22 protein-coding genes are annotated in these 22,538 nt (G+C 67.6%); 18 read left to right on the top strand and 4 right to left on the bottom strand.

Translation table 11 applies throughout. From position 1 onward, the window contains the following. Positions 1-24: 24 nt before the first annotated feature. Positions 25-948 carry a LysR family transcriptional regulator gene (locus tag NGJ44_RS03550; RefSeq protein WP_053245027.1) on the bottom strand — a complete coding sequence of 308 codons (924 nt, stop codon included), beginning with the start codon at positions 946-948 and terminating at the stop codon, positions 25-27. Positions 949-1,138: 190 nt separating this feature from the next. Here NGJ44_RS03550 and metE point away from each other — a divergent pair, with 190 nt between their 5' ends. The 14 genes from metE (at position 1,139) to NGJ44_RS03485 (ending at position 14,884) form a co-directional block, all read left to right on the top strand. Continuing rightward, on the top strand, positions 1,139-3,436 hold the full coding sequence (gene metE, locus NGJ44_RS03545) for a 5-methyltetrahydropteroyltriglutamate--homocysteine S-methyltransferase (RefSeq protein ID WP_251863130.1): 2,298 nt from the start codon (positions 1,139-1,141) through the stop codon (positions 3,434-3,436). A 477-nt stretch (positions 3,437-3,913) separates the two neighbouring features. Next, positions 3,914-4,516 carry a DUF2889 domain-containing protein gene (locus tag NGJ44_RS03540; protein ID WP_053244646.1) on the top strand — a complete coding sequence of 201 codons (603 nt, stop codon included), beginning with the start codon at positions 3,914-3,916 and terminating at the stop codon, positions 4,514-4,516. A gap of 10 nt (positions 4,517-4,526) precedes the next feature. Then, on the top strand, positions 4,527-5,687 hold the full coding sequence (gene sucC, locus NGJ44_RS03535; protein WP_053244647.1) for an ADP-forming succinate--CoA ligase subunit beta: 1,161 nt from the start codon (positions 4,527-4,529) through the stop codon (positions 5,685-5,687). 21 nt (positions 5,688-5,708) lie between these two features. Next, entirely contained in the window at positions 5,709-6,590 is an 882-nt protein-coding gene (sucD, locus tag NGJ44_RS03530) for a succinate--CoA ligase subunit alpha (protein WP_053244648.1), read from the top strand. A gap of 358 nt (positions 6,591-6,948) precedes the next feature. Further along, complete coding sequence (locus tag NGJ44_RS03525) at positions 6,949-7,656, top strand: YjbE family putative metal transport protein (RefSeq protein ID WP_053244649.1); 708 nt, start codon at positions 6,949-6,951, stop codon at positions 7,654-7,656. Positions 7,657-7,768: 112 nt separating this feature from the next. Continuing rightward, positions 7,769-8,488: a TerC family protein gene (locus tag NGJ44_RS03520; protein ID WP_053246383.1), complete on the top strand. Its 720-nt coding sequence runs from the start codon at positions 7,769-7,771 to the stop codon at positions 8,486-8,488. Continuing rightward, positions 8,475-8,597, top strand: a complete 123-nt coding sequence (locus tag NGJ44_RS23100; RefSeq protein WP_255352283.1) for a hypothetical protein — start codon at positions 8,475-8,477, stop codon at positions 8,595-8,597. The genes NGJ44_RS03520 and NGJ44_RS23100 overlap by 14 nt, the downstream gene beginning before the upstream one ends. A gap of 9 nt (positions 8,598-8,606) precedes the next feature. Beyond that, positions 8,607-9,551, top strand: a complete 945-nt coding sequence (hemC, locus tag NGJ44_RS03515; protein ID WP_251863129.1) for a hydroxymethylbilane synthase — start codon at positions 8,607-8,609, stop codon at positions 9,549-9,551. A gap of 14 nt (positions 9,552-9,565) precedes the next feature. After that, positions 9,566-10,366 (top strand): uroporphyrinogen-III synthase, encoded by an 801-nt coding sequence (locus NGJ44_RS03510; protein WP_251863128.1) that lies wholly within the window; start codon positions 9,566-9,568, stop codon positions 10,364-10,366. Between the two features lie 37 nt (positions 10,367-10,403). Beyond that, entirely contained in the window at positions 10,404-11,612 is a 1,209-nt protein-coding gene (locus NGJ44_RS03505; protein WP_251863127.1) for a uroporphyrinogen-III C-methyltransferase, read from the top strand. A 4-nt stretch (positions 11,613-11,616) separates the two neighbouring features. Then, on the top strand, positions 11,617-13,245 hold the full coding sequence (locus NGJ44_RS03500) for a heme biosynthesis HemY N-terminal domain-containing protein (RefSeq protein ID WP_251863126.1): 1,629 nt from the start codon (positions 11,617-11,619) through the stop codon (positions 13,243-13,245). A 31-nt stretch (positions 13,246-13,276) separates the two neighbouring features. After that, complete coding sequence (gene ppa / locus NGJ44_RS03495) at positions 13,277-13,813, top strand: inorganic diphosphatase (RefSeq protein ID WP_053244657.1); 537 nt, start codon at positions 13,277-13,279, stop codon at positions 13,811-13,813. 208 nt (positions 13,814-14,021) lie between these two features. After that, positions 14,022-14,717 (top strand): fumarylacetoacetate hydrolase family protein, encoded by a 696-nt coding sequence (locus tag NGJ44_RS03490; RefSeq protein WP_053244656.1) that lies wholly within the window; start codon positions 14,022-14,024, stop codon positions 14,715-14,717. 38 nt (positions 14,718-14,755) lie between these two features. Next, positions 14,756-14,884, top strand: coding sequence for an entericidin A/B family lipoprotein (locus NGJ44_RS03485; protein WP_053244655.1), 129 nt, complete (start codon positions 14,756-14,758; stop codon positions 14,882-14,884). 71 nt (positions 14,885-14,955) lie between these two features. On the opposite strand, the gene NGJ44_RS03480 is transcribed toward NGJ44_RS03485, so the two are convergent. The 3 genes from NGJ44_RS03480 to NGJ44_RS03470 all read right to left on the bottom strand — a co-directional run bounded on the left by NGJ44_RS03480 (position 14,956) and on the right by NGJ44_RS03470 (position 17,684). Further along, positions 14,956-16,641 (bottom strand): PhoH family protein, encoded by a 1,686-nt coding sequence (locus tag NGJ44_RS03480; protein WP_251863125.1) that lies wholly within the window; start codon positions 16,639-16,641, stop codon positions 14,956-14,958. Between the two features lie 114 nt (positions 16,642-16,755). Beyond that, the gene (locus NGJ44_RS03475) at positions 16,756-17,220 is read right to left on the bottom strand and encodes a peroxiredoxin (RefSeq protein WP_053244654.1); all 465 of its coding nucleotides are present in this window, start codon (positions 17,218-17,220) and stop codon (positions 16,756-16,758) included. Beyond that, positions 17,217-17,684, bottom strand: a complete 468-nt coding sequence (locus NGJ44_RS03470) for an Mth938-like domain-containing protein (RefSeq protein ID WP_053244653.1) — start codon at positions 17,682-17,684, stop codon at positions 17,217-17,219. Before NGJ44_RS03470 ends, NGJ44_RS03475 begins: the two co-directional genes overlap by 4 nt. A gap of 294 nt (positions 17,685-17,978) precedes the next feature. On the opposite strand from NGJ44_RS03470, the gene alaC reads away from it, so the two are divergent. From alaC to NGJ44_RS03450, 4 genes are all read left to right on the top strand, one after another. Beyond that, positions 17,979-19,166, top strand: a complete 1,188-nt coding sequence (alaC, locus tag NGJ44_RS03465; protein WP_053244652.1) for an alanine transaminase — start codon at positions 17,979-17,981, stop codon at positions 19,164-19,166. Positions 19,167-19,337: 171 nt separating this feature from the next. Next, a complete protein-coding gene (locus NGJ44_RS03460) occupies positions 19,338-20,642 on the top strand; it encodes a homoserine dehydrogenase (RefSeq protein WP_251863178.1) in 1,305 nt (434 codons plus the stop codon). After that, positions 20,639-22,048, top strand: coding sequence for a threonine synthase (gene thrC / locus NGJ44_RS03455; protein ID WP_251863124.1), 1,410 nt, complete (start codon positions 20,639-20,641; stop codon positions 22,046-22,048). Before NGJ44_RS03460 ends, thrC begins: the two co-directional genes overlap by 4 nt. Before the next feature lie 207 nt (positions 22,049-22,255). Next, positions 22,256-22,477, top strand: a complete 222-nt coding sequence (locus NGJ44_RS03450; RefSeq protein WP_053244651.1) for a YgdI/YgdR family lipoprotein — start codon at positions 22,256-22,258, stop codon at positions 22,475-22,477. Positions 22,478-22,538 lie beyond the last annotated feature (61 nt).

Here is a 22,538-nt window from a genome sequence, read left to right as displayed (position 1 = left end):
TGCGCCGGCCGGCGCGGGCGCAGGCTACGCCTGCTTGGCCGACTTGATCCCGCTCAGCGTCTTGAAGCACACGTCGCGGGTAATCGTCAGGAACTGGTCCAGATACGAGGCTTGCGTGTCTTCGCTGCGCACCGCCGCATACAGCGTGCGCCATACGCCCTGCGGCCCCAGGCGGCACAGCCGCAGCCAGCCCTGGTTCATGTACTCGGTGAGCGCCCAGTTGGGCAGGGCCGCCACCCCGCGGTTGCTGGCCACGAGCTGGGCGATGATGGGGGTGAGCTCCGCCTTGCGCACGGCGGCCGGTTCCACGTCGGCAGGATCGAGAAACACCGTGAATATGTCCAGCCGCTGCCGGTCGACCGGGTAGGTAATGAGCGTCTGGTCCGCCAATTGCTCCGGCATGACGAATTTGCTGCCGGCCAGCGGGTTGGAGTCGGACACGGCCAGCACCAGCTCGTACTTGAACAGCGGCAGGAACTCCACCGCGTCCAGGGGCTGGGGGTCCGAGGTAATGACCAGGTCCAGGTCGCCGCGCACCAGCGCGGGCAGGGGGGCGAAGGAAAACGCGGCCGAGAGGTCCAGCGCCACGTCGGGCCATTGCGCGCGGAACGCGTCCAGCGCGGGCATCAGCCACTGAAAGCAGGAATGGCAGTCGATGGCAAGGTGCAGCCTGCCGGTGCGCCCGGCGGCCAGCCGCTGCAGCTCGCGTTCGGTGGCGCGGATGCGGGGCAGCACCTCGTCGGCCAGCGCCAGCACGCGCAATCCGGCGGTGGTCAGCCGTGCCGGCCGGGTCCGGCGATTGAGCAGGGGCGTGCCCAGGCGGGTTTCCAGGTCGCGCAATTGGTGCGACAGCGCGGATTGCGTCAGGTGCAGCCGTTCGGCGGCTTCCTGCAGGCTGCCACCCTCGCGGATGGCGGTGAGCGTTTCGAGGTGACGGATTTCCAGCATGGCGGCCCGGCGGATGGGGGTGAGGGAGCAGGGGAGGCACGGCGGGGGCGCGGATCCCCGTTGCGCGTCATAAGTTTATATTTTATGAGATTCTCTCATCTTATGAATGTAGAGATTGATTTTGTCTCAAGTAGATTTCCCGGCAGAATGAGCGCTGCTTGAATAAAACTTGTGCAAGAGCGATTTCAATATGACAATCATTCATAATTTGGGGTTTCCCCGCATTGGCGCGCACCGCGAACTGAAGCGCGCCGTCGAGGCCTACTGGGCCGGCAAGCAAAGCGCCGAGCAACTGGAACAGACGGGCCGCGAACTGCGCGCCGCACACTGGAAGCTGCAGGCCGCCGCGGGCCTGCGCTTCGTGCCGGTGGGCGATTTCGCCTGGTACGACCAGATCCTGGAATGGACCACGCTGCTGGGCGCCGTGCCCGCCCGCTTCGGCCAGAAAGACGGCGAGCCGGTCTCGCTGGACACGCTGTTCCGCATGGGCCGCGGCCGCGCTCCGTCGGGCAAGCCCGCGGCGGCCTGCGAAATGACGAAGTGGTTCGACACCAACTACCACTACATCGTGCCCGAACTGGTGCCTGGCCAGGCGTTCCGCATCGCCCGCGAATCGCTGTTCGACCAGGTCCGCGAGGCGCAGGCGCTGGGCCATGCCGTCAAGCCCGTCATTCCCGGGCCGCTGACCTGGCTGTACCTGGGCAAGGGCGACGCCTACGCCCAGGGCGCTGCCGATCCGGCCAAGCTCGATCTGCTGGCCGCGCTGCTGCCCGTATACCAGGAAGTGCTGGCGCGTTTCGCGAAGCTCGGCGTGGAGTGGGTGCAGATCGACGAGCCCATCCTGGCGCTGGACCTGCCCCAGGCCTGGCGCGACGCCTACGCCCGGGCCTATGCCAGGCTGGCCGACAGTCCGCTCAAGCTGCTGCTGGCCACCTACTTCGACGCGCTGGGCGACAACCTCGCCACGGCGCTGGCGCTGCCGGTGGCCGGCTTGCATGTGGACCTGGTGCGCGCGCCCGGCCAGCTGGCCGACGTGGCCGCGGGCCTGGGCGAGGGCAAGGTGCTGTCGGCCGGCGTCATCAACGGCCGCAACATCTGGCGCACCGATCTCGACGCGGCGCTGCAGACCCTGGCCCCCGTGAAGCGGCAACTGGGCGAACGCCTGTGGCTCGCGCCTTCGTGCTCGCTGCTGCACGTGCCGGTGGACCTGGCCAACGAAACCGAGCTCGACGGCGAACTCAAGAGCTGGCTTTCCTTCGCAGCCCAGAAGCTGGAAGAACTGAGCCTGCTGGGCCGCGCGCTGGACGGCTCGCAGGACGCCGAGGTGCAGCAGGGGCTGGCCGCGCAGCGCGCCGCCCTGGCCGCGCGCCGCGCCTCGGCCCGCATCCACAATCCGGCCGTCGCCCGCCGCATGGCGGAGTCCGCCGCCGTGCCGCGCGACCGCGCGCCGTTTGCCGAGCGCATCGCCCGCCAGCAGGCCGGACTGGGCCTGCCCGCGTTTCCCACCACGACTATCGGCTCTTTCCCGCAGACGCCCGAGATCCGGGCGCTGCGCCGCGACTGGAAGGCCGGCGTCCTGACCGACTCGGCCTACGAGGCGGCCATCCGCAAGGAAATCGAGGAAGTGATCCGCTTCCAGGAGAAAGTCGGCCTGGACGTGCTGGTGCATGGCGAGCCCGAGCGCAACGACATGGTGGAGTACTTCGGCGAGCTGCTGGCCGGCTTCGCCTTCACCAAGAACGGCTGGGTGCAGAGCTACGGTTCGCGCTGCGTGAAGCCGCCCATCATCTTCGGCGACGTGGCCCGCCCCGCACCCATGACAGTGGGCTGGTCGTCCTACGCGCAGTCGCTGACGGACAAGCCGGTCAAGGGCATGCTCACCGGCCCGGTCACGATCCTGCAATGGTCTTTCGTGCGCGACGACCAGCCGCGCGAACAGACCTGCCGCCAGCTCGCCCTGGCGCTGCGCGACGAAGTGGTGGACCTGGAGGCCGCCGGCATCCGCGTCATCCAGATCGACGAGCCCGCCATCCGCGAAGGGCTGCCGCTGCGCCGCGCCGACTGGCAGGCCTACCTGGACTGGGCGGTGGACTGCTTCCGCCTGTCCACGGCGGGGGTGCGCGACGAGACGCAGATCCACACCCACATGTGCTATTCGGAGTTCAACGACATCATCGAATCCATCGCGGCCATGGACGCGGACGTCATCACCATCGAGACGTCGCGCTCCAACATGGAGCTGCTCAAGGCGTTCGAGGATTTCCGCTATCCGAACGACATCGGCCCCGGCGTGTACGACATCCACTCGCCCAACGTGCCGGAAGTGGACTGGATGGTCGGACTCATGCAGAAGGCCGCCGCCCGCCTGCCCAGGGAACGCCTCTGGGTGAATCCCGACTGCGGCCTGAAGACCCGCGCCTGGCCCGAAACCGAGGCGGCCCTGGTGGGTATGGTGCAAGCCGCGCGGGCGCTGCGCGAAGCCGCGTAGGCGCCGGCCTGGGCAGGGCGGGCGCGGGATGCGTCCCTGTCTTGCTGCGCATGCGGCCGGCGGCGTGCCGCGCCGCTTGCCGCGCGCCGCTGGCCGCGCGCCGCTTGCCACCTGCGGCGCACTGCATTCTTCGATAAACGGGCCTCCCGGTGCCAGCCGGAGGCCCGTCGCGCTGCCGCGCGCCGTCACTGCTCATCGCGTTTGTCCTTATTGTTGTTGTCAACGTTGCCGTTTGCGCCGGTCCTCCCGGCGGCGCAGGATGCGGGCGGCCGGCCGGCAACCCGTCCTCGGGCAGGGGCTCCCGCCGCCGGTACGGCCGTGCGCTATACTTCCAAGGTTTTGTTGCCGCGCACCATGCGCGGGCCGCCACCCCGCGGGTCGTCCGGCGGGCCCTGTTACATGCCGTTTTACCGCTAAGCCCATACCGCTAAGCCATGACAGGCCAGTCGTTCAACGCCCGCACCGCAGGCCACTAGCATGCCCTTGCCACCGCCGGATTGTCCTCGCCAGCCGCTGCACACGCGTTCCATACGCGTGCAGTCCTACGCGCGCGACGACGGCCTCTGGGATCTCGAAGCCGAGCTCATCGACGTCAAGGCGTACGATTTCCCCAAGCAGAACGGCGAGGTCTTCAAGGCCGGGCGGCCCATCCACCACATGCACCTGCGCATCACCATCGATGGCGATTTCACCATCGTGGCCGCCCGCGCCGCGTACGACGCCGCGCCCTATGGCGGTCATTGCATGGCCATCGAACCGGCTTACACTGACCTGGTCGGCATGAACCTCCTCAAGGGATTCCGGCGCCAGGTCAAGGAGCGCTTCGGCCACGTCGCGGGCTGTACGCATATGACCGAGCTGTCGCAGGTGCTGCCCACGGCGGCGGTACAAACCATGGCAAACCGGCGCCGGCAGCAGGCCGAGCCGGACCGCCGGCCTTTCCAGCTCGACGGCTGTCATGCCTTGCGGACCGACGGGCCGGTCGTGGCTGAGCACTATCCCAGGTGGTACACAGGGGACAGCGCTGAGGCATCGGCCGATTCGTCCTCCGATTCACCTTCTCTTTCTCATTCGTCCTGACAGGTAACACATGAAAATCCACGAGTATCAAGGCAAGGAACTGCTGAAGCAATTTGGCGTCCCCGTGCCGCGCGGGATCCCCGCTTTTTCCGTCGACGAGGCCGTGGCTGCCGCTGAAAAGCTGGGTGGACCGGTGTGGGTCGTCAAGGCGCAAATCCATGCGGGCGGCCGCGGCAAGGGCGGCGGCGTGAAGCTCGCCCGCTCGCTGGACGAAGTCCGCAAGCTGGCCGGCGAAATCCTCGGCATGCAGCTGGTCACGCACCAGACCGGCCCCGAGGGCCAGAAGGTCCGCCGCCTCTACATCGAAGAAGGCGCCGACATCCAGAAGGAATACTACGTGTCCGTGGTCACCGACCGCGCCACGCAGAAGGTCGCCTTCATCGCCTCCAGCGAAGGCGGCATGGACATCGAGGAAGTGGCCCACTCCCACCCCGAGAAGATCGTCACCGAGTACATCGACCCGCTGGCCGGCCTGACCGCCGAGCAGGCCAGGAAGATCGCCGACGCGATCGGCATGCCCGCCGAGTCCACCGCGCAGGCCGTCGACGTGTTCCAGAAGCTCTACAAGTGCTACATGGAAACCGACGCCTCGCTGGTCGAGATCAACCCGCTGAACCGCGACAGCAAGGGCAACATCATCGCCCTGGACGCCAAGTTCAACTTCGACTCCAACGCGCTCTTCCGCCATCCTGAAATCGTCGCCTACCGCGACCTCGACGAAGAAGACCCCGCCGAAATCGAAGCCAGCAAGTTCGACCTGGCCTACATCCAGCTCGACGGCAACATCGGCTGCCTGGTGAACGGCGCCGGCCTGGCCATGGCCACCATGGACACCATCAAGCTGTTCGGCGGCGAGCCCGCCAACTTCCTGGACGTCGGCGGCGGCGCCACGGCCGAGAAGGTCACTGAAGCTTTCAAGATCATGCTCAAGAACAAGGGCGTGAAGGCCATCCTGGTCAACATCTTCGGCGGCATCATGCGCTGCGACGTCATCGCCGAAGGCGTGATCGCGGCTTGCAAGGCCGTCAACCTGAACGTGCCCCTGGTCGTGCGCATGAAGGGCACCAACGAAGAACTCGGCAAGAAGATGCTGGCTGACTCGGGCCTGCCGATCATCAGCGCCGACACGATGGCCGAAGCCGCCACCCGCGTCGTAGCCGCCGTCAAGTAAAAAATTGCCAAGGATTCACAAATGTCGATTCTGATCAACAAGGACACCAAAGTCATCACCCAGGGCATCACGGGCAAGACGGGCCAGTTCCACACCCGCATGTGCCGCGAGTACGCCAACGGCAAGGCCGCTTTCGTGGCCGGTGTGAACCCCAAGAAGGCCGGTGAGGACTTCGAAGGCGTGCCCATCTACGCCTCCGTGAAGGAAGCCAAGGCCGACACCGGCGCCACCGTGTCCGTCATCTACGTGCCGCCGGCGGGCGCCGCCGCCGCCATCTGGGAAGCCGTCGAGGCCGAACTGGATCTGGTCATCTGCATCACCGAGGGCATTCCCGTGCGCGACATGCTCATGGTGAAGAACCGCATGAAGGACAAGGGCAGCAAGACGCTGCTGCTGGGCCCCAACTGCCCCGGCCTGATCACCCCCGACGAAATCAAGATCGGCATCATGCCCGGCCATATCCACCGCAAGGGCCGCATCGGCATCGTCAGCCGCTCGGGCACCCTGACGTACGAAGCCGTGGCGCAGGTCACCGAGCTGGGCCTGGGCCAGTCGAGCGCCGTGGGCATCGGCGGCGATCCCATCAACGGCCTGAAGCACATCGACGTGCTGAAGATGTTCAATGACGATCCCGACACCGACGCCGTCATCATGATCGGCGAAATCGGCGGCCCGGACGAAGTGAACGCCGCGCAGTGGGCCAAGGACAACATGAAGAAGCCCGTGGTCGGCTTCATCGCCGGCGTCACCGCGCCTCCCGGAAAGCGCATGGGCCACGCCGGCGCGCTGATCTCCGGCGGCGCCGACACGGCCGACGCCAAGCTGGAAGTCATGGAAGCCTGCGGCATCCGCACCACGCGCAATCCCTCCGAAATGGGCAAGCTGCTCAAGTCGGTGCTGTAACGCGCAGCGTCGCACACGAAAAACCCGCCATCCGCGATGGCGGGTTTTTTTTCGCGCGCGCTGCCGGCGCAATGGCGCATGCGGCCCTGCCCGCGCGGGTTCCGCCCGCAGACCGGCCGCGGCTTTCCCGAGGGTTTTTCCCCGCTGCTTTCCATTTCCTAGGGGAAACCCTCGTCCACATCGCGGTCGGCCAACCATACGGAAAGCTGAACGAAACTATAATGAAAGCAAAACCGACACGCGCCAGCAAGTCAGAATGCCGCCGGGCTCGCACCAAGGCGGTCAGCGTGTCCTTGTCTTTTTCATCCATTCATTTGGTTTTTCGTCCTAGGGGGATCACATCTAGGAAAGAGAGGGTATGGAACTCAGTTCAGCGGCATTCTGGATAGCGTTGCTTCAGATCATTTGGGTCAACATCCTGCTATCAGGCGACAACGCCGTGGTCATCGCGCTGGCGGCGCGTTCGCTGCCTCCGGCGCAACAGAAAAAAGCGATTGTCATCGGCTCGGCCGCGGCGATCATCATGCGTATCGTGCTGACCCTGGTTGCGGCAAAGCTTCTGCTGCTGCCTTGGCTGAAACTCATCGGCGCGCTGCTGCTCGTGTACATCGGCGTTTCGCTGCTGCTGCCGGAAGGCGAAGACGAAGGGGGTGGCAAGGAGCATGGCAGCCTGCTCGTCGCGATCCGCACCATCATGATCGCCGACCTGGTCATGAGCCTGGACAATGTGGTGGCGGTGGCCGCCGCGGCCATGGGCGACACCACGCTGCTGGTGCTGGGCCTGGCCATCAGTATTCCGCTGGTCATCTTCGGCAGCACGCTGCTGCTCAAGGTCATCGAACGCTTTCCCATCATCGTGTGGGTGGGCGCGGCCCTGCTGGGTTTCATCGCAGGCGAACTGCTGGTGGGCGATCCGGCGCTGCAGGAGCCCGTGGCGCGCATCGACGCGGCGCTGGGCGTGACGCAGCACGACTTCGCGCTGATCGCGGGAGCGCTGGGCGCGGTGCTGGTGCTGGCGCTGGGCAAGATCATGCTTGGCCGCCAGAAAGCCGCATCCGAAGCCTGACTGAAAGCTGAATTACAATAATGGTTTCTGAATTACCCCGCCGCCCTCGAAAGCGGCGGGCGGCCGGTGCGGGACCGGCCTTTCTTTTCATAAATACCTTCGGGGGTTCGACGTGCTTGAGTTTTTCCAGACGCTGAGTTGGGCAGCGGTTTTCCAGATCATTCTTATCGACATCCTGCTCGGCGGTGACAACGCGGTGGTCATCGCGCTGGCGTGTCGAAACCTGGCGCCCAAGCAGCGCATGCAAGGCATCCTGTGGGGCACCGCGGGCGCCATCATCCTGCGCGTGGTGCTCATCGCCTTCGCCCTGTCGCTGTTGAACGTGCCGTTCCTGAAGGTGGTCGGCGGCGTGCTCCTGCTCTGGATCGGCATCAAGCTCCTCATCCCGGAAGAAGACGCCCACGGCAACATCAAGGGCGGCACCTCCATCCTGGCGGCGGTCAAGACCATCATCATCGCCGATTTCGTGATGAGCCTGGACAACGTCATCGCCATTGCCGGCGCGGCGCAGAACGCGCACGCCGATCACCAGATCGGCCTGGTGGTGTTCGGCCTCATCGTCAGCGTGCCCATCATCATCTGGGGCAGCACGCTGGTGCTCAAGCTGATCGACCGCTATCCCCTGGTCGTCACCCTGGGCGCGGGCCTGCTGGGCTGGATCGCGGGCGGCATGCTGATCACCGACGTGTTTGTGGTTCGTCAATTCGGCGAACAGCCGCAAGCGGTTAAAATCGCGGCTGAAATCATCGGCGCGCTGCTGGTCATTGTTCTCGGACGTTGGCTGGCAAGCCGCAAATCCGTGAACAAGGAATCCGCACATGAGTCTGCGTAAAACCGTAGATCCGCAGCAATCGGAGTCGGGCCTCAGCCTCTTGCAGGGGCTGGCCATCCTGGCCATTCTGGGCGCCGTTGCCACGGTCGTCCTCGCCAATTTCGCTTGATGGCCGCTCGTGTCCCATCCTCAACGCCTGGTCATCGCGACCCGCGCCAGCCGGCTTGCCCTGTGGCAGGCCGAGCACGTGCGCGACAGGCTGCGCACGCTGTATCCGGCGTGCGCGGTTGAGCTTCTCACGCTGACGACCCGGGGCGACCAGATCCTCGACCGCACGCTTTCCAAAGTGGGCGGCAAGGGCCTGTTCGTCAAGGAGCTCGAAAACGCCCTGCTGGACGGGCGTGCCGACATCGCGGTGCATTCCCTGAAAGACGTGCCCGTCGATCTGCAGGCGCCTTTCGAGCTGTGCGCCGTGCTCGAACGGGCCGACCCGCGCGACGCCTTCGTTTCCAGCCGCTACGTCAGCCTGGCGGACCTGCCCGAGGGGGCGGTGGTGGGCACGTCCAGCCTGCGGCGCGAGTCGCAGATCCGGGCGCGCCACCCCGGGCTCGCGGTCAGGCCCCTGCGGGGCAACCTCGACACCCGCCTGGCCAAGCTGGACAAAGGCGAGTACGACGCCATCGTGCTGGCGGCGGCCGGCCTGCAGCGGCTCGGCCTGCAGGACCGCATCCGCGGCCTGCTCGACCCCGCCGACAGCCTGCCCGCGGCCGGGCAGGGCGCGCTGGGCATCGAGATCCGCAACGACCGCGACGATCTGCGCGCGTGGATGGCCCCGCTCATCAGCGCGCGGACCACTTCCTGCGTGCTGGCCGAGCGCGCCGTGTCTCGCCGCCTGGGCGGTTCCTGCCAGGTGCCGCTGGCGGCCTACGCCGAAGTCCACGACGGCAGGCTGTCGCTGCGCGCGCTGGTCGCGTCGCTGGACGGCGCGCGCATTTTCCGCGCCGAGCGCGAAGGCCCGGTGGCCGACGCGACCGAACTGGGCGAGGCCGTGGCCGGCGAGCTGCTGCGCGCCGGGGCCGACGCCATCCTGCGGGAGCTGCAGCAAACGCTGCGGCCCGATTGATGGCGCCGGCCGCGATGGCCCGAGCCGCCGCGGCGTCCGCGCGGGTCGCCATCCTGACGCGGCCGGAAGGCCGCAACGAAGCGCTGGCCCACCGGCTGCAGGCCGCGGGTTTCATCGCCCGCGCGCTGCCCGCCCTCGACATCCTGCCGCTCGCCCCGTCCGCCGCCGTGCCCCGCCCGCAAGACTACGGGCTCGTGGTGTTCGTGAGCGGCGCCGCGGCTCGTCATTACTTCGATCAGCTCGCCCGCGCCCACGGCATGGGCGCCTGGCCGTCCGTCGTGCCGGCCGCGACCGTGGGGCCGGCCAGCGCCGAGGCGCTGCGGGAGTCGGGCTGGTTTGGCGCGAATACAACAGTGCTGCATCCGGGCGCTGAGGCGCCCAGCCACGATTCCGAGGCGCTCTGGGAACTGCTGCGCGGCCGTCCGCTGCCCGCGCGCGTTCTGCTGGTGCGCGGCACGCGAGGCCGCGACTGGCTGGGCGACACCCTGGCCGCCCAGGGCGTGGCGGTGGATCGCCATGCCGCCTACGAGCGCCGGCCGGCGGCCTGGGCGGCCGCCGACGTGGCTCAATTGCGGCGCTGGGCCGAGGCGGGAACGCCCGTCACCTGGCTGGTCACCAGCGGGGAGGGCATCGACGCCATCCGCGCCAACCTGGACGCGGCGGGCCTGGGCGCGTGGTGGGAACGCTGCGGTTTCGTGGCCACGCATCCCGCGCTGGCGCGCCGCTTGCCGCGCCATGGCACGGGGGCTGCGCCAATGGTACAAATCTGCATGCCCAACGACGAGTCGATTTTCCAGGCTTTTGTTGCCGCCTGATTCGTTGCGTCGGACCGACACCGAATACAATCGCGTCATGACTGACAAGACTCCCGCTACCGATCCGGCCGTTCCTGCGGCCGTTCCCGGCGCAAGCGCGCCCGCATCGGCTCCGGCCGCTTCCGCCGCATCGGCGTCCGCCAAGCCCGCCGCCGCCCGGCGCGGCAACGGCGCGCTGGTCGCCGCCCTCGTCATTGTGGTCCTGCTGGCCGTGGGGCTGGGCTATGCCCTGTGGCAGCAGAGGGTCCAGTTCGTGGCCGCGGGGCGTGAAGTGGCCACGCGCGTGGACGCCCTCGCCAACGAAACCGCGCAGGCGCGCAAGGAGGCGCGCGAGGCCCTGGCGCTGGCCCAGGCCCGGGCCGGACGCGTGGCCGAGCTCGAAGACACGGTCCGCGAGACGCAAAGCCAGTACGCCGCCTTGCAGCAGGCCTGGCAGAACTTCAACGACAGCGCCAGCGACGAACTGCTCGCCAACGACGTCGAGCGTCTGCTCACCATCGCCAACCAGCAGCTGCGCCTGGCGGGCAACGTGTCCAACGCCATCGTGGCGCTGGAAACCGCCCAGTCGCGCCTGGCGCGCGCCGACCGGCCCCGCTTCTCCAGCCTGCAGCAGGCCATCAACGGCGACCTGGACCGGCTGCGCGCCGTGTCCACGGTGGATATCCCAGCCCAGTCCGCCCGCATCGAGCGCCTGGTGGCCCTGGTGGGGCGCGCCCCGATGCTGGTGCCCGACGCGGCGGCCCCCGGCGTGGCGCCGGCGGGCGCCGATGCCGCCGAACAGCCGCCGCTGCCCGAGGCCGATCCGCTGGCCGGCCTGCCGGCCGACGCGCCCTGGTGGCAGCGCTGGCGCGCCGAGGTCGCATCGTGGCCGGGCCGCGCCGGCGCCGCCCTGGCGCATGAGCTGGGCGGCCTGATCCGCGTGCAGCGCGTGGACGAGCCGATGGCGCTGCTGCTGTCGCCCGAGCAGGCCGATCAGGTGCGCGCCACGCTGCGCCAGCGCCTGCTGACCGTGCAGCTCGCCATGCTGATGCGCCAGCCCACCGTCTGGAAGAACGAACTGGACAACATCGACGTCACGCTCGCGAAGTATTTCGACGGGCGTTCGCCCGACACCGCCGCCGCGCGAAACCTCGTGCGCGACCTGGCGCAGACCGACATCGCCGTGCATATGCCCGACGTTTCCGACAGCCTGAACGCGGTCGCCGCCCTGCGCGCCGCCGGCTTCAAGGCCAACGAGCAGGACTGAGGCCATGCGTACCTGGTTCTGGACACTCCTGCTCGCCGTCGTCGCCGTCGCCCTGGCCGTCGTGCTGCGCGCGCATTCGGGCAATGTGCTGCTGCTCGTCTGGCCCTGGCGCATCGAGCTGTCGCTCACGCTCACCGTGCTGCTGCTGGTGGCGGCCTTCGTGGTGCTGTATGTCGGCCTGCGCCTGCTGGCCTGGCTGCTGGCCATTCCCGATCGCGTGCGCGCCTGGCGCGGCAAGCGGGCCCAGGCGCGCGACCACGAGCTGCTCGAACGCGGCTGGACGGGCCTGCTCGAGGGCCGCTACTCGCAGGCCGAGAAAGATCTCACCAAGCTGCTGGAGCAGACCAAGGTCCGCACGCGCAAGGTGCTCGCGGCGCTTTCCTCCGCGCGTGCCGCGCACGGGCTGGCTGAATTCGACCGCCGCGACCGGCTGCTGGCGCTGGCCGAGGAGCAGGCCGGGTCCGATCCGGGCCTGCGCGAAGCCACCGCGACGGTGTCGGCCGACATGCTGCTCGACCAGGGGCGCGCCGAGCGCGCGCTGGCCGTGCTGGCCCCGCTGGCCGACGGCGGCGCCCGGCACCTGCACACGATGCGCCTGCTGCTGCGCGCGCACAGCGCCCTGCGCCATCACGACCAGGTGTTCGCGCTGGCGCGGGGGCTGGCGCGGCGCAACGCCATGCCGCGCGCCGAAGCCGATTTCCTGATCGACGAATCCGCCTCCGCCCGCCTGCGGGCCGGGGCGGGCAGCGACGCCTGGCGCGCCATCTGGAAAGAACTGAAATCGGAAGAGCGTCTGCTGCCGGGCGTGGCGCTGGCGGGCGCGGCGGCCTTCGAGGCGGCAGGCGAGGCCAACGAGGCCGCGCGCGTGCTCGAGGCGGCCATCGGCGTGAAGTTCAATCCGGCGCTGGTCGCCGCTTATGCGCGCTGCGATGCCGAGCAGGTGCCGCGTCGGCTCGCCAAGGCCGAAACCTGGCTGCAGCAGCGCCCCACCGATCCCGATCTGCTTGCCGCGCTGGGCATGCTGTGCCTGAACGGCCAGCTCTGGGGGCAGGCCGAGCGTTATCTGCTGCGCAGCCTGAGCCGCCGCAACGACGCGCAGACGCATGCGCTGCTGGGCAGCCTGTACGACCGCCTCGAACGTCCCGCGGACGCGGTGCGCCATTGGCGGCTCGCCACGGCGGCCAGCATGGCGCTGCCGGTGCTGGCCGCCGACGCGGCGCTGCCGGCCGCCGACACCGGCTCCGATCCCCATCACCTCGATGCCGAAGGCGGCTATGCGGTGGGCCTGTCCGACACCGATGCGGACGTGCTGCCGGCCGGCGATTACCCGCCCGTGGCGCCGGCCGTGGCGGCTTCCGCCTCGGACTACGTGCTCGATCCCGACGCGCGCGCCAGCAAGGACCAGCGCGACAAGGCGCTGGCCCCCGAAGACGCGCCCGTGGCGGGCGGCGCCTCGGACCTGGACGAGTATTTCGACAGCGCGCCGATTCCGGCCGCCGCGTTCGACGATCCGGTGCCCACCTATGGGCCCACGCCGGCGGCCGGCGCCAAGCCCTCGTCCAGGCCCGCGGCCGATGCCGAGCCGTCCGCGCCCATACCCGCCACCAAGCCGCCCTTCAAGGACGAGCACTGATTTTTCTTCATACAGACAACAAGGCTGAACCATGAGTCTCGATCGCGTGTCCCCCGGCAAGAAGCTGCCCGAAGATTTCAACGTCATCATCGAAATCCCCATGAATGCCGACCCGGTGAAGTACGAGGTCGACAAGGAAACGGGCGCGATTTTCGTCGACCGTTTCATGCTGACGGCCATGCACTATCCGTGCAACTACGGCTACATCCCCCAGACCCTCTCGGAAGACGGCGACCCGGCCGACGTGCTGGTCATCACGCCGTTCCCGATCCAGATCGGCGCGGTCGTGCGCTGCCGCGCGATCGGCGTGCTGGAAATGGACGATGAGTCGGGCGGCGACGCCAAGCTGCTGGCGGTGCCCATCGAGAAGCTGTACCCCCCGTACCGCAACATCAAGTCCTACGAAGACCTGCCCGCCGAAGACATCTCGCGCATCCAGCATTTCTTCGAGCACTACAAAGACCTCGAGAAGGGCAAGTGGGTCAAGGTCAAGGGCTGGAAGGGCCTGGACGCGGCGCACGAGGAAATCGTGAAGAGCGCCGAGCGCTACGCCGGCAAGAGCGCCTGAAACGCTCCGGCTCGCTTGGACACCGCGGCGCGGCCGCGGCTGGCATGGGCCGGCCGCCGCCGCGCCGCGGTGCCTTCGGCCCCCCGAAATGCCTACGTTTTCCTGAACAAAACAAGGCGAGCCCGAGGCCGCGGAAACGGATAAACTCGCGGATGGATTTTTTGCCGCCGGTTTCCGGTCATGTACACGTCACAGGTTGATTGAGATTATGGACTACGTATTGCCTCCCCAGCCGCTGACCGCGGTTCCCGTTGCCGGAAGCGCCGCGCGGTTTCCCGTGCGCCGCGTCTACTGTGTCGGCCGCAACTACGCCGAGCACGCCAAGGAAATGGGCTTTACCGGACGCGAGGATCCGTTCTTCTTCTGCAAGCCGGCCGACGCCGTGCTGAGCGTGGCCGACGGCGAAACCGGCAAGATGCCGTATCCGCCCAAGACCTCCAACCTGCACTACGAAATGGAGCTGGTGGTGGTGCTGGGCAAGGGCGGGCGCGATATTCCCGTGGAGCAGGCCAACGAATGCGTGTGGGGCTACGCGCTGGGCCTGGACATGACGCGCCGCGACCTGCAGGGCGAAATGAAGAAGCAGGGCCGTCCCTGGGAAGTGGGCAAGGCCTTCGATTTTTCCGCCCCGCTGGGCCCCATCCACCCGCGCAGCGTGGTGGGCACCCTCGAAAAGGGCGCGATCTGGCTCGACGTCAACGGCGAGCGCAAGCAGTCCAGCGACATCTCCCAGATGATCTGGAACATTCCCGAGAGCATCTCCTACCTGTCCGGCCTGTTCGAGCTGCGGCCCGGCGACCTCATCTTCACGGGCACGCCCGAAGGCGTGGGCGCCGTGGCGAAGGGCGACGTGCTCACGGGCGGCGTCGAGGGGCTGGGCGAGTTGCGCGTGCAGATCGTCTGAGCCTGGCGGAACGTTTTCTTGTTTCAGGAGAGTCGAAGATGCGCGCGAAAATCGTGCTGACCGCGTTCCTGGTCTTTGGATTCGTCCTGGCCGGCTGCAACACCGTGGCCGGCATGGGCAAGGACGTCTCGCGGGCCGGCAACGCCATTACCAACGCGGCGCAATAAGGCCGCGCGGACGCGAAAAAAACGGGCCAGCGCATGCTGGCCCGTTTTTTCTGCCTTCGGCGGGCAGGAGGCTACAGCACCTCGGCCGCGTAGTCGGCCAGGCGGGAACGTTCGCCGCGCTGCAGCGTCACGTGGCCCGCGTGCGGCCAGCCCTTGAAGCGGTCCACCACGAACGTCAGGCCCGAACTGCCCTCGGTGAGGTAGGGCGTGTCGATCTGCGCGATGTTGCCCAGGCAGATCACCTTGGTGCCGGGTCCGGCGCGCGTGATGAGCGTCTTCATCTGCTTGGGCGTGAGGTTCTGCGCCTCGTCGATGATGAGGTACTTGTTCAGGAAGGTGCGGCCGCGCATGAAATTGAGCGACTTCACCTTGATGCGCGAGCGGATGAGGTCCATGGTGGCCGCGCGGCCCCAGTCGCCGTTGCCTTCGCCATCGCCCATGTTGAGCACGTCGAGGTTGTCCTCGAGCGCGCCCATCCAGGGCAGCATCTTTTCTTCTTCCGTGCCCGGCAGGAAACCGATGTCTTCGCCCACCGGCACCGTGACGCGGGTCATGATGATCTCGGTGTAGCGCTTGGTTTCCAGCACCTGCGTGATGCCCGCGGCCAGCGCCAGCAGCGTCTTGCCTGTGCCGGCCTGGCCCAGCAGCGAGATGAAGTCGCATTCGGGGTTCATCAGCAGGTTCATGGCGAAGTTCTGCTCGCGGTTGCGCGCCGTGATGCCCCAGACCGCGTTCTTGCCATGGGTGTAGTCGCGCAGCGTGGCCAGCACCGCCATCTTGCCGCTGACTTCGCGCACCTGCGCGTACAGCGGCATCTGGCCCTCGAAATAGACGAACTGGTTGACCACGAACTGCGAGCACAGCGGGCCGTGGATGCGGTAGAACGTGGTGCCGCCCTGTTGCCAGGACTCGACGTCCTTGCCGTGCTTGTTCCAGAAGTCCTCGGGCAGCTGCATCACGCCCGTGTACATCAGGTCGGAGTCTTCGAGGACGTGGTCGTTGTAATAGTCTTCGGCGGCCATGCCCAGCGCGCGGGCCTTCAGGCGCATGTTGATGTCCTTGGACACCAGCACCACCTCGCGCTGCGGGTATTTCTCCTGCAGGGCGCGCACCACGCCCAGGATCTGGTTGTCGGCCTTGCCCATGGGCAGGTCGGAGGGCAGGGTGCTGTGGATGGCCGTGGTCTGGAACATGAGCCGGCCCGTGGCGTCCTTGTTGCCCAGGGCCGACAGGTCCAGGCCCTCGTCGAGCTTCGAGGCGTCCTGCACCAGGGCGTCCAGCGAACGGCTGACCTGGCGCGCGTTGCGCGCCACTTCGGACATGCCTTTCTTCTGGTGGTCGAGTTCTTCCAGCGTCATCATCGGCAGGAAGATGTCGTGTTCCTCGAAGCGGAAGAGCGAGCTCGGATCGTGCAGCAGCACGTTGGTGTCCAGCACGAAGAGCTTGCGGGGCTCGTTCTGCGGGCGGGGCTTGCCGCGGCGGGCTGTCGTGGCGGTCCTGGCCTGGCGGGCGGGCGGCTCGGCGGGCGCCGGGGCCGGCTGGCTGGCGGGCGAGCGGGCCGGGACGGGCGCCTGGGCCTTGCGCGCCGGCACGGACATGCCCTCGAGTTCGGGTTGGACCTGCAGGTCGGCCTCGTCTTCGCCTGCGGCCTGGGCCGCGGCCTTGTTCTTGGCGCCGCGCGCGGCGCCCCGGGCGGATTCGCCCGTGGGGAAAGTCAGGATGGCTGCGGGGCGGGTGGGCAACTTCGGAAGCGGCATATGAGCACTCTCCTGTGGGTCCGGCTAGCGCCCGGGTTCACGCCGGATGGCGGCTGCTTCCGGCGGGAACGGGCGCTGGGCCTGGTTCTTTTCTTGCTTCTCGATCACGGGCGGCTAGCCGATGCTCTTGGCGGCCTGCAGGACTTCCTTGGCGTGGCCGGGCACTTTCACCCCGCGCCACTCCTGCACCAGCACGCCATAGGCGTCGATCAGGAAGGTGCTGCGCTCGATGCCCCGCACCTGCTTGCCGTACATGTTCTTCTGCTTGATGACGCCGTACAGGTTGCAGACGGTTTCGTCGGCGTCGGAGATGAGCGGGAAGGGAAGGTCGTACTTGGCCTTGAAGTTCTCGTGCGATTTCAGCGAATCGCGCGAGATGCCGATCACCACGGCGCTGGCGGCGAGGAACTCCGCGTGCAGGTCGCGGAAGTCCTGGCTTTCGGTGGTGCAGCCCGGCGTGTTGTCCTTGGGATAGAAATAGAGGATGACCGCGCGGCCCTGGCACTGCTCCAGGCTGATCGGGCCTATGGTGCTTTCAGCGGTGAACAGGGGGGCGGGCTTGCCTATGATCGGCGTCATTTCTGGGGGTCTCCGTTGGGAGGAATGAGGGCGACGACGACCCGCCGGCCCTCCGCCATCAGGATGTTGTAGGTGCGCGAGGCGGCGTGCGTGTCCATGGTTTCCACGCCGATGCCCATGGCCAGCAGGGGACGGAGCACGTCGGGGCGCAGGAAATGCTGGCGCGCGCCCGTGCCCACCAGCAGCACCTCGGGCGCGTTGGCCGGACGGCCGGGCGCCGCGTCGGCCTCGGGCTCATCGAGAAAGGCCAGGGGGTCGCGCACGGGCTCGGACAGCCCGGCGGCCTGGCGCAGGAGGGTGGAGGTGATGTCGGCCACGGCCTCTACAGGCCACTGGAGGACGTCGCCTTCGGGACCGAAGGCGACCGAGTGGGAAAAACGTACCTGGTTGACCTCGATGTAACCGTCGCCATAGGCTGTGACGGTATTCAGAGCGCCTGTCGCAGGATCGGTGTGCAGCTTCAATAAAAACTCCGGCTTTATGTGCCCGATGATAGCGCATCGGAATGACCGCATGTTGCAGGGTATCCACTGGGGCCGGGGCGCCTGCGCGCCTCATTTGCCGCAGGGACGCGCTTGCGCTAGATTACAGGGTTTTGCTGCGGTGCAAATGCCGCGCCGGTCCGCCGGCGCGGGGGCGCTTCGCTCCCCGTTTTTTCCGGCCTGCGGCTTTTCCGGTGTTTCCGGCCCGTTGCCTGTTGCCCGCTGATTCTTTCATTCCGACTGTCTTCTCTTCCCCTACGCCTAAGGATTCCCATCATGAGGAAGTTCTCCCGCATCGAGCGCCTGCCTCCGTACGTTTTCAACATTACCGGCGAGCTCAAGATGGCGGCCCGGCGGCGGGGCGAAGACATCATCGACATGTCCATGGGCAACCCGGACGGCGCCACGCCCAAGCACATCGTGGACAAGCTCGTGGAAGCCGCCACCCGGCCCACCACGCACGGCTATTCGGTGTCCAAGGGCATTCCGCGGCTGCGCAAGGCGATCTGCGACTGGTACCAGCGCCGCTACGACGTGGAGTTCGACCCCGACTCGGAAGCCATCGTCACCATCGGCTCCAAGGAAGGCCTGGCCCACCTCATGCTGGCTACGCTGGACCGCGGCGACACGGTGCTGGTGCCCAACCCCAGCTACCCCATCCACATCTACGGAGCGGTCATCGCCGGCGCCAACATCCGTTCGGTGCGCATGACGCCGGGCGTGGATTTCTTCGAGGAGCTGGAACGCGCGGTGCGCGAATCCATTCCCAAGCCCAAGATGATGGTGCTGGGCTTTCCCAGCAACCCCACGGCGCAGTGCGTGGACCTCTCCTTCTTCGAGCGCGTGGTGGCGCTGGCCAAGGAGCATGACATCCTCGTCGTGCATGACCTGGCCTATGCCGACATCACGTTCGACGGCTACGTGGCCCCTTCCATCATGCAGGTGCCCGGCGCGCGCGACGTGGCCGTCGAGTTCTTCACCATGAGCAAGAGCTACAACATGGCTGGCTGGCGCATTGGCTACATGGTGGGCAACCGCGAGCTGGTGGGCGCGCTGGCCCGCATCAAGAGCTATCACGACTACGGCACCTTCACCCCCATCCAGGTGGCGTCCATCGCCGCGCTCGACGGCCCGCAGGACTGCGTGAAGGAAATCGTGTCCCAGTACCAGAGCCGCCGCGACGTGCTCGCGCGCGGGCTGCACGAAGCAGGTTGGAATGTGGAGATTCCCAAGGCGTCCATGTACATCTGGGCGCAGATCCCCGAGCCCTACAGGGCGATGGGTTCTTTGGAATTCTCCAAGCGCGTCCTGTCGGATGCGAAAGTGGCCGTTTCCCCCGGGATCGGCTTCGGCGAGTACGGCGACGAATACGTGCGCTTCGCTCTCATCGAAAACGAGCAGCGCACCCGCCAGGCGGTGCGCGGCATCAAAGACATGTTCCGCAAGGACGGATTGCTGCGGTAGAGCCCCCCCCCCGCAGCGCTGCGCGCTTCCCCCTCAAGGGGCGCCGCAGCGGACCGGCGAGGCCGGCTCCGCGCGGCCTCGCGTGGTGTTGCCAAGTGTGGTGCTTTTCGCGTAGCAATATGGAGAACTGAAATGAATTCCCCTCAACGCCCGCCCGCAGAGGGCGCCGCGATGAATCCCATGAAAGTCGGCCTGCTCGGGCTTGGCGTGGTGGGCGGCGGCACGTGGACCGTGCTGTCGCGCAACGCCGAGGAGATCGCGCGCCGGGCCGGCCGCCGCATCGAGGTGACGCGCGCCGCCGTGCGCGACGTGGCCAAGGCGCGCACCCGCGTGGGCGACTCGATCCTGGTCGATACCGACGTGCATGCGCTGGTGCGCGACCCCAACATCGACATCGTGGTCGAACTGATCGGCGGCGACACGCTGGCGCGCGAGCTGGTGCTCGAAGCGATCGCGCAGGGCAAGCACGTGGTCACCGCCAACAAGGCGCTGCTGGCCAAGCACGGCAACGAGATCTTCGCCGCGGCGTCCGAGCGCGGCGTCATGGTGGCCTTCGAGGCCGCGGTGGCGGGCGGCGTGCCCATCATCAAGGCCATCCGCGAAGGCCTCACGGCCAACCGCATCCAGTGGGTGGCGGGGATCATCAACGGCACCACCAATTTCATCCTCTCCGAAATGCGCTCGCGCGGGCTGCCGTTCGCCGAGGTGCTGGCCGAGGCGCAGCGCCTGGGCTACGCGGAAGCCGACCCCACCTTCGACGTCGAGGGCGTGGACGCCGCGCACAAGCTCACGCTGCTGGCCTCGCTGGCCTTCGGCGTGCCGGTGCAGTTCGAGCGCGCGCACATCGAAGGCATTTCGCAACTGGCCCAGGAAGACATCGCGCATGCCGAGCGGCTGGGCTACCGCATCAAGCTGCTGGGCATCACGCGCCGCCGCGCCGAAGGCATCGAGCTGCGCGTGCACCCGGCGCTGGTGCCGGCCGAGCGCCTGCTCGCCAACGTCGAGGGCGCCATGAACGCCGTGCTCGTCAAGGGCGACGCCGTAGGGCCCACGCTGTACTACGGCCAGGGCGCCGGCGAGGAGCCCACCGCTTCGGCGGTGGTGGCCGACCTGGTGGACGTCACCCGCCTGCACACGGCCGATCCGGGCAACCGCGTCCCGCACCTGGCGTTCCAACCCGATGCCATGTCGGATACGCCCATCCTGCCCATCGAGCAGGTGAGCACGTCGTATTACCTGCGCCTGCGCGTGGACGACCAGCCGGGCGTGCTGGCCGACATCGCCCGCATCCTGGCCGACCGCGCCATTTCCATCGGCTCCATGATCCAGCAGCCCTCGCACATCGGCGGGGCCGATATCATCTTCCTGACGCACGAGGCGCTGGAAGGCAACGTCAACCAGGCCATCGAGCGTATCGAGGCGCTGCCGTTCGTGCGGTCCCGGGTGACCCGGCTGCGCGTGGAAAACCTGACATGAAATACATCTCGACCCGCGGCGGCATGGCTGCCCAGCCGTTTTCGGACATCCTGCTCGAGGGCCTGGCTCCCGACGGCGGCCTGGCGATTCCCGAGTCGCTGCCGCAGGTGCCGGCCGGCACGCTGGAGTCCTGGCGCGGCCTGCGCTATGCCGACCTTGCCTACGAAGTGCTCTCGCTCTTCGCCACCGACATCCCCGCGCAAGACCTGCGCCGCCTGACCCGCGCCGCCTACAACCAGCAGGTTTTCAGCAGCGAGGACATCGTGCCGCTGCGCCCGCTGGACGGCGGGCTGTCGCTGCTGGGGCTGTCCGAAGGCCCCACGCTGGCCTTCAAGGACATGGCCATGCAGTTCCTGGGCCAGGTGTTCGAGTACGTGCTCGAGCGCCGCGGCACGACGCTCAACATCGTGGGCGCGACTTCGGGCGACACGGGCTCGGCCGCCGAGTACGCGTTGCGCGGCAAGAAGAGCGTGGCGGTGTTCATGCTTTCGCCCCATGGCCGCATGAGCGCCTTCCAGCGCGCCCAGATGTACTCGCTGCAAGACGAGAACATCCACAACATCGCCGTGCGCGGCGTGTTCGACCAGGCCCAGGACATCGTCAAGACGCTGGCCGGCGACCTGGAATTCAAGACGCGCTATCGCCTGGGCGCGGTGAACTCCATCAACTGGGCGCGCATCGCGGCGCAGGTGGTGTACTACTTCCATGGCTGGCTGCGCGCCACCGCCGGCCCGGGCCAGCAGGTGTCGTTCGCGGTGCCCTCGGGCAACTTCGGCAACATCCTGTCCGGCCACATCGCGCGCAGCATGGGGCTGCCGGTGCGTCGCCTGGTGCTGGCCACCAACGAGAACAACGTGCTGGAGGAGTTCTTCCGCACCGGCGTATACCGCCCGCGCCCGGCCGAGCAGACCTACGCCACGTCCAGCCCCTCCATGGACATCTCGCGCGCCTCGAACTTCGAGCGTTTCGTGTTCGACCTGGTGGGCCGCGACCCTGGCCGCGTGAAGGCGCTGTGGGCCGAACTGGGCTCGCGGGGCAGCTTCGACCTCTCGGCCCTGAAGCCGGAGTTCGAGTCCCGCTTCGGTTTCGTGGCCGGCGCAAGCACGCATGCCGACCGCCTGGCCACCATCCGCTCCACCTATGACGAGACCGGCGTGCTGGTCGATCCGCACACCGCGGACGGCGTGAAGGTGGCCCGGCAGTACGTGGAAGAGGGTGTGCCCATGGTGGTGCTCGAAACCGCCTTGCCGGCCAAGTTCTCGGACACCATCGAAGAGGCGCTGGGCCGTCCGGCCACGCCGCCGGCGGCGCTGGCGGACCTGGAGCTGCGGCCGCAGCGCGTGGAAGTCATGGACTGCGACGCGGACGCCGTGCGCCGCTACATCGAGGCGCACGCCAAGGTGTAATCGCCGCTTGCCGCATGTGTAGTTGTGAAACCCCTCCCGGCGCGCCGGCGAGGGGTTTTTCCTGGCCGCTTTCCCGGGGCGGCGGGCGGCGCGGCGGGGCCGCCGCGCCATTTACGTTCTCACGCATTTTGAGCGGAACCCGCAATGAATTGGGTTTTGGGGTCGGATACAGTGAAAGCGTTAGTTCACAGATCGGAGAACAGCCCCATGAATCTGAAGACGATGACGCTCGCCCTGATGATCGCTTGCGCCGGTTCGCTGGCCGCGTGCTCGTCGCCCACGGTCATCCAGCACCGCGACGGCAGCTCGGACGTGGCGCCCGACGAGCCGAAGTACAACAAGGACTCCGGCATGTACGAATACGACAAGGACGGCAAGAAGGTCCAGATCAACAAGGACGACGTGAAAGGCATGGAAGAGGTCAAATAGCCTTTCCCGCGGCTTCGCGAAAAAAAGCCCTGGCGCATCTGCGCCAGGGCTTTTTTCGTGG

It is taken from the genome of Achromobacter sp. Marseille-Q4962 (assembly GCF_943737005.1).
In the GTDB taxonomy this organism is placed as follows: Bacteria; Pseudomonadota; Gammaproteobacteria; order Burkholderiales; family Burkholderiaceae_B; genus Achromobacter.
This window is presented reverse-complemented; position numbering and strand designations above follow the sequence as displayed.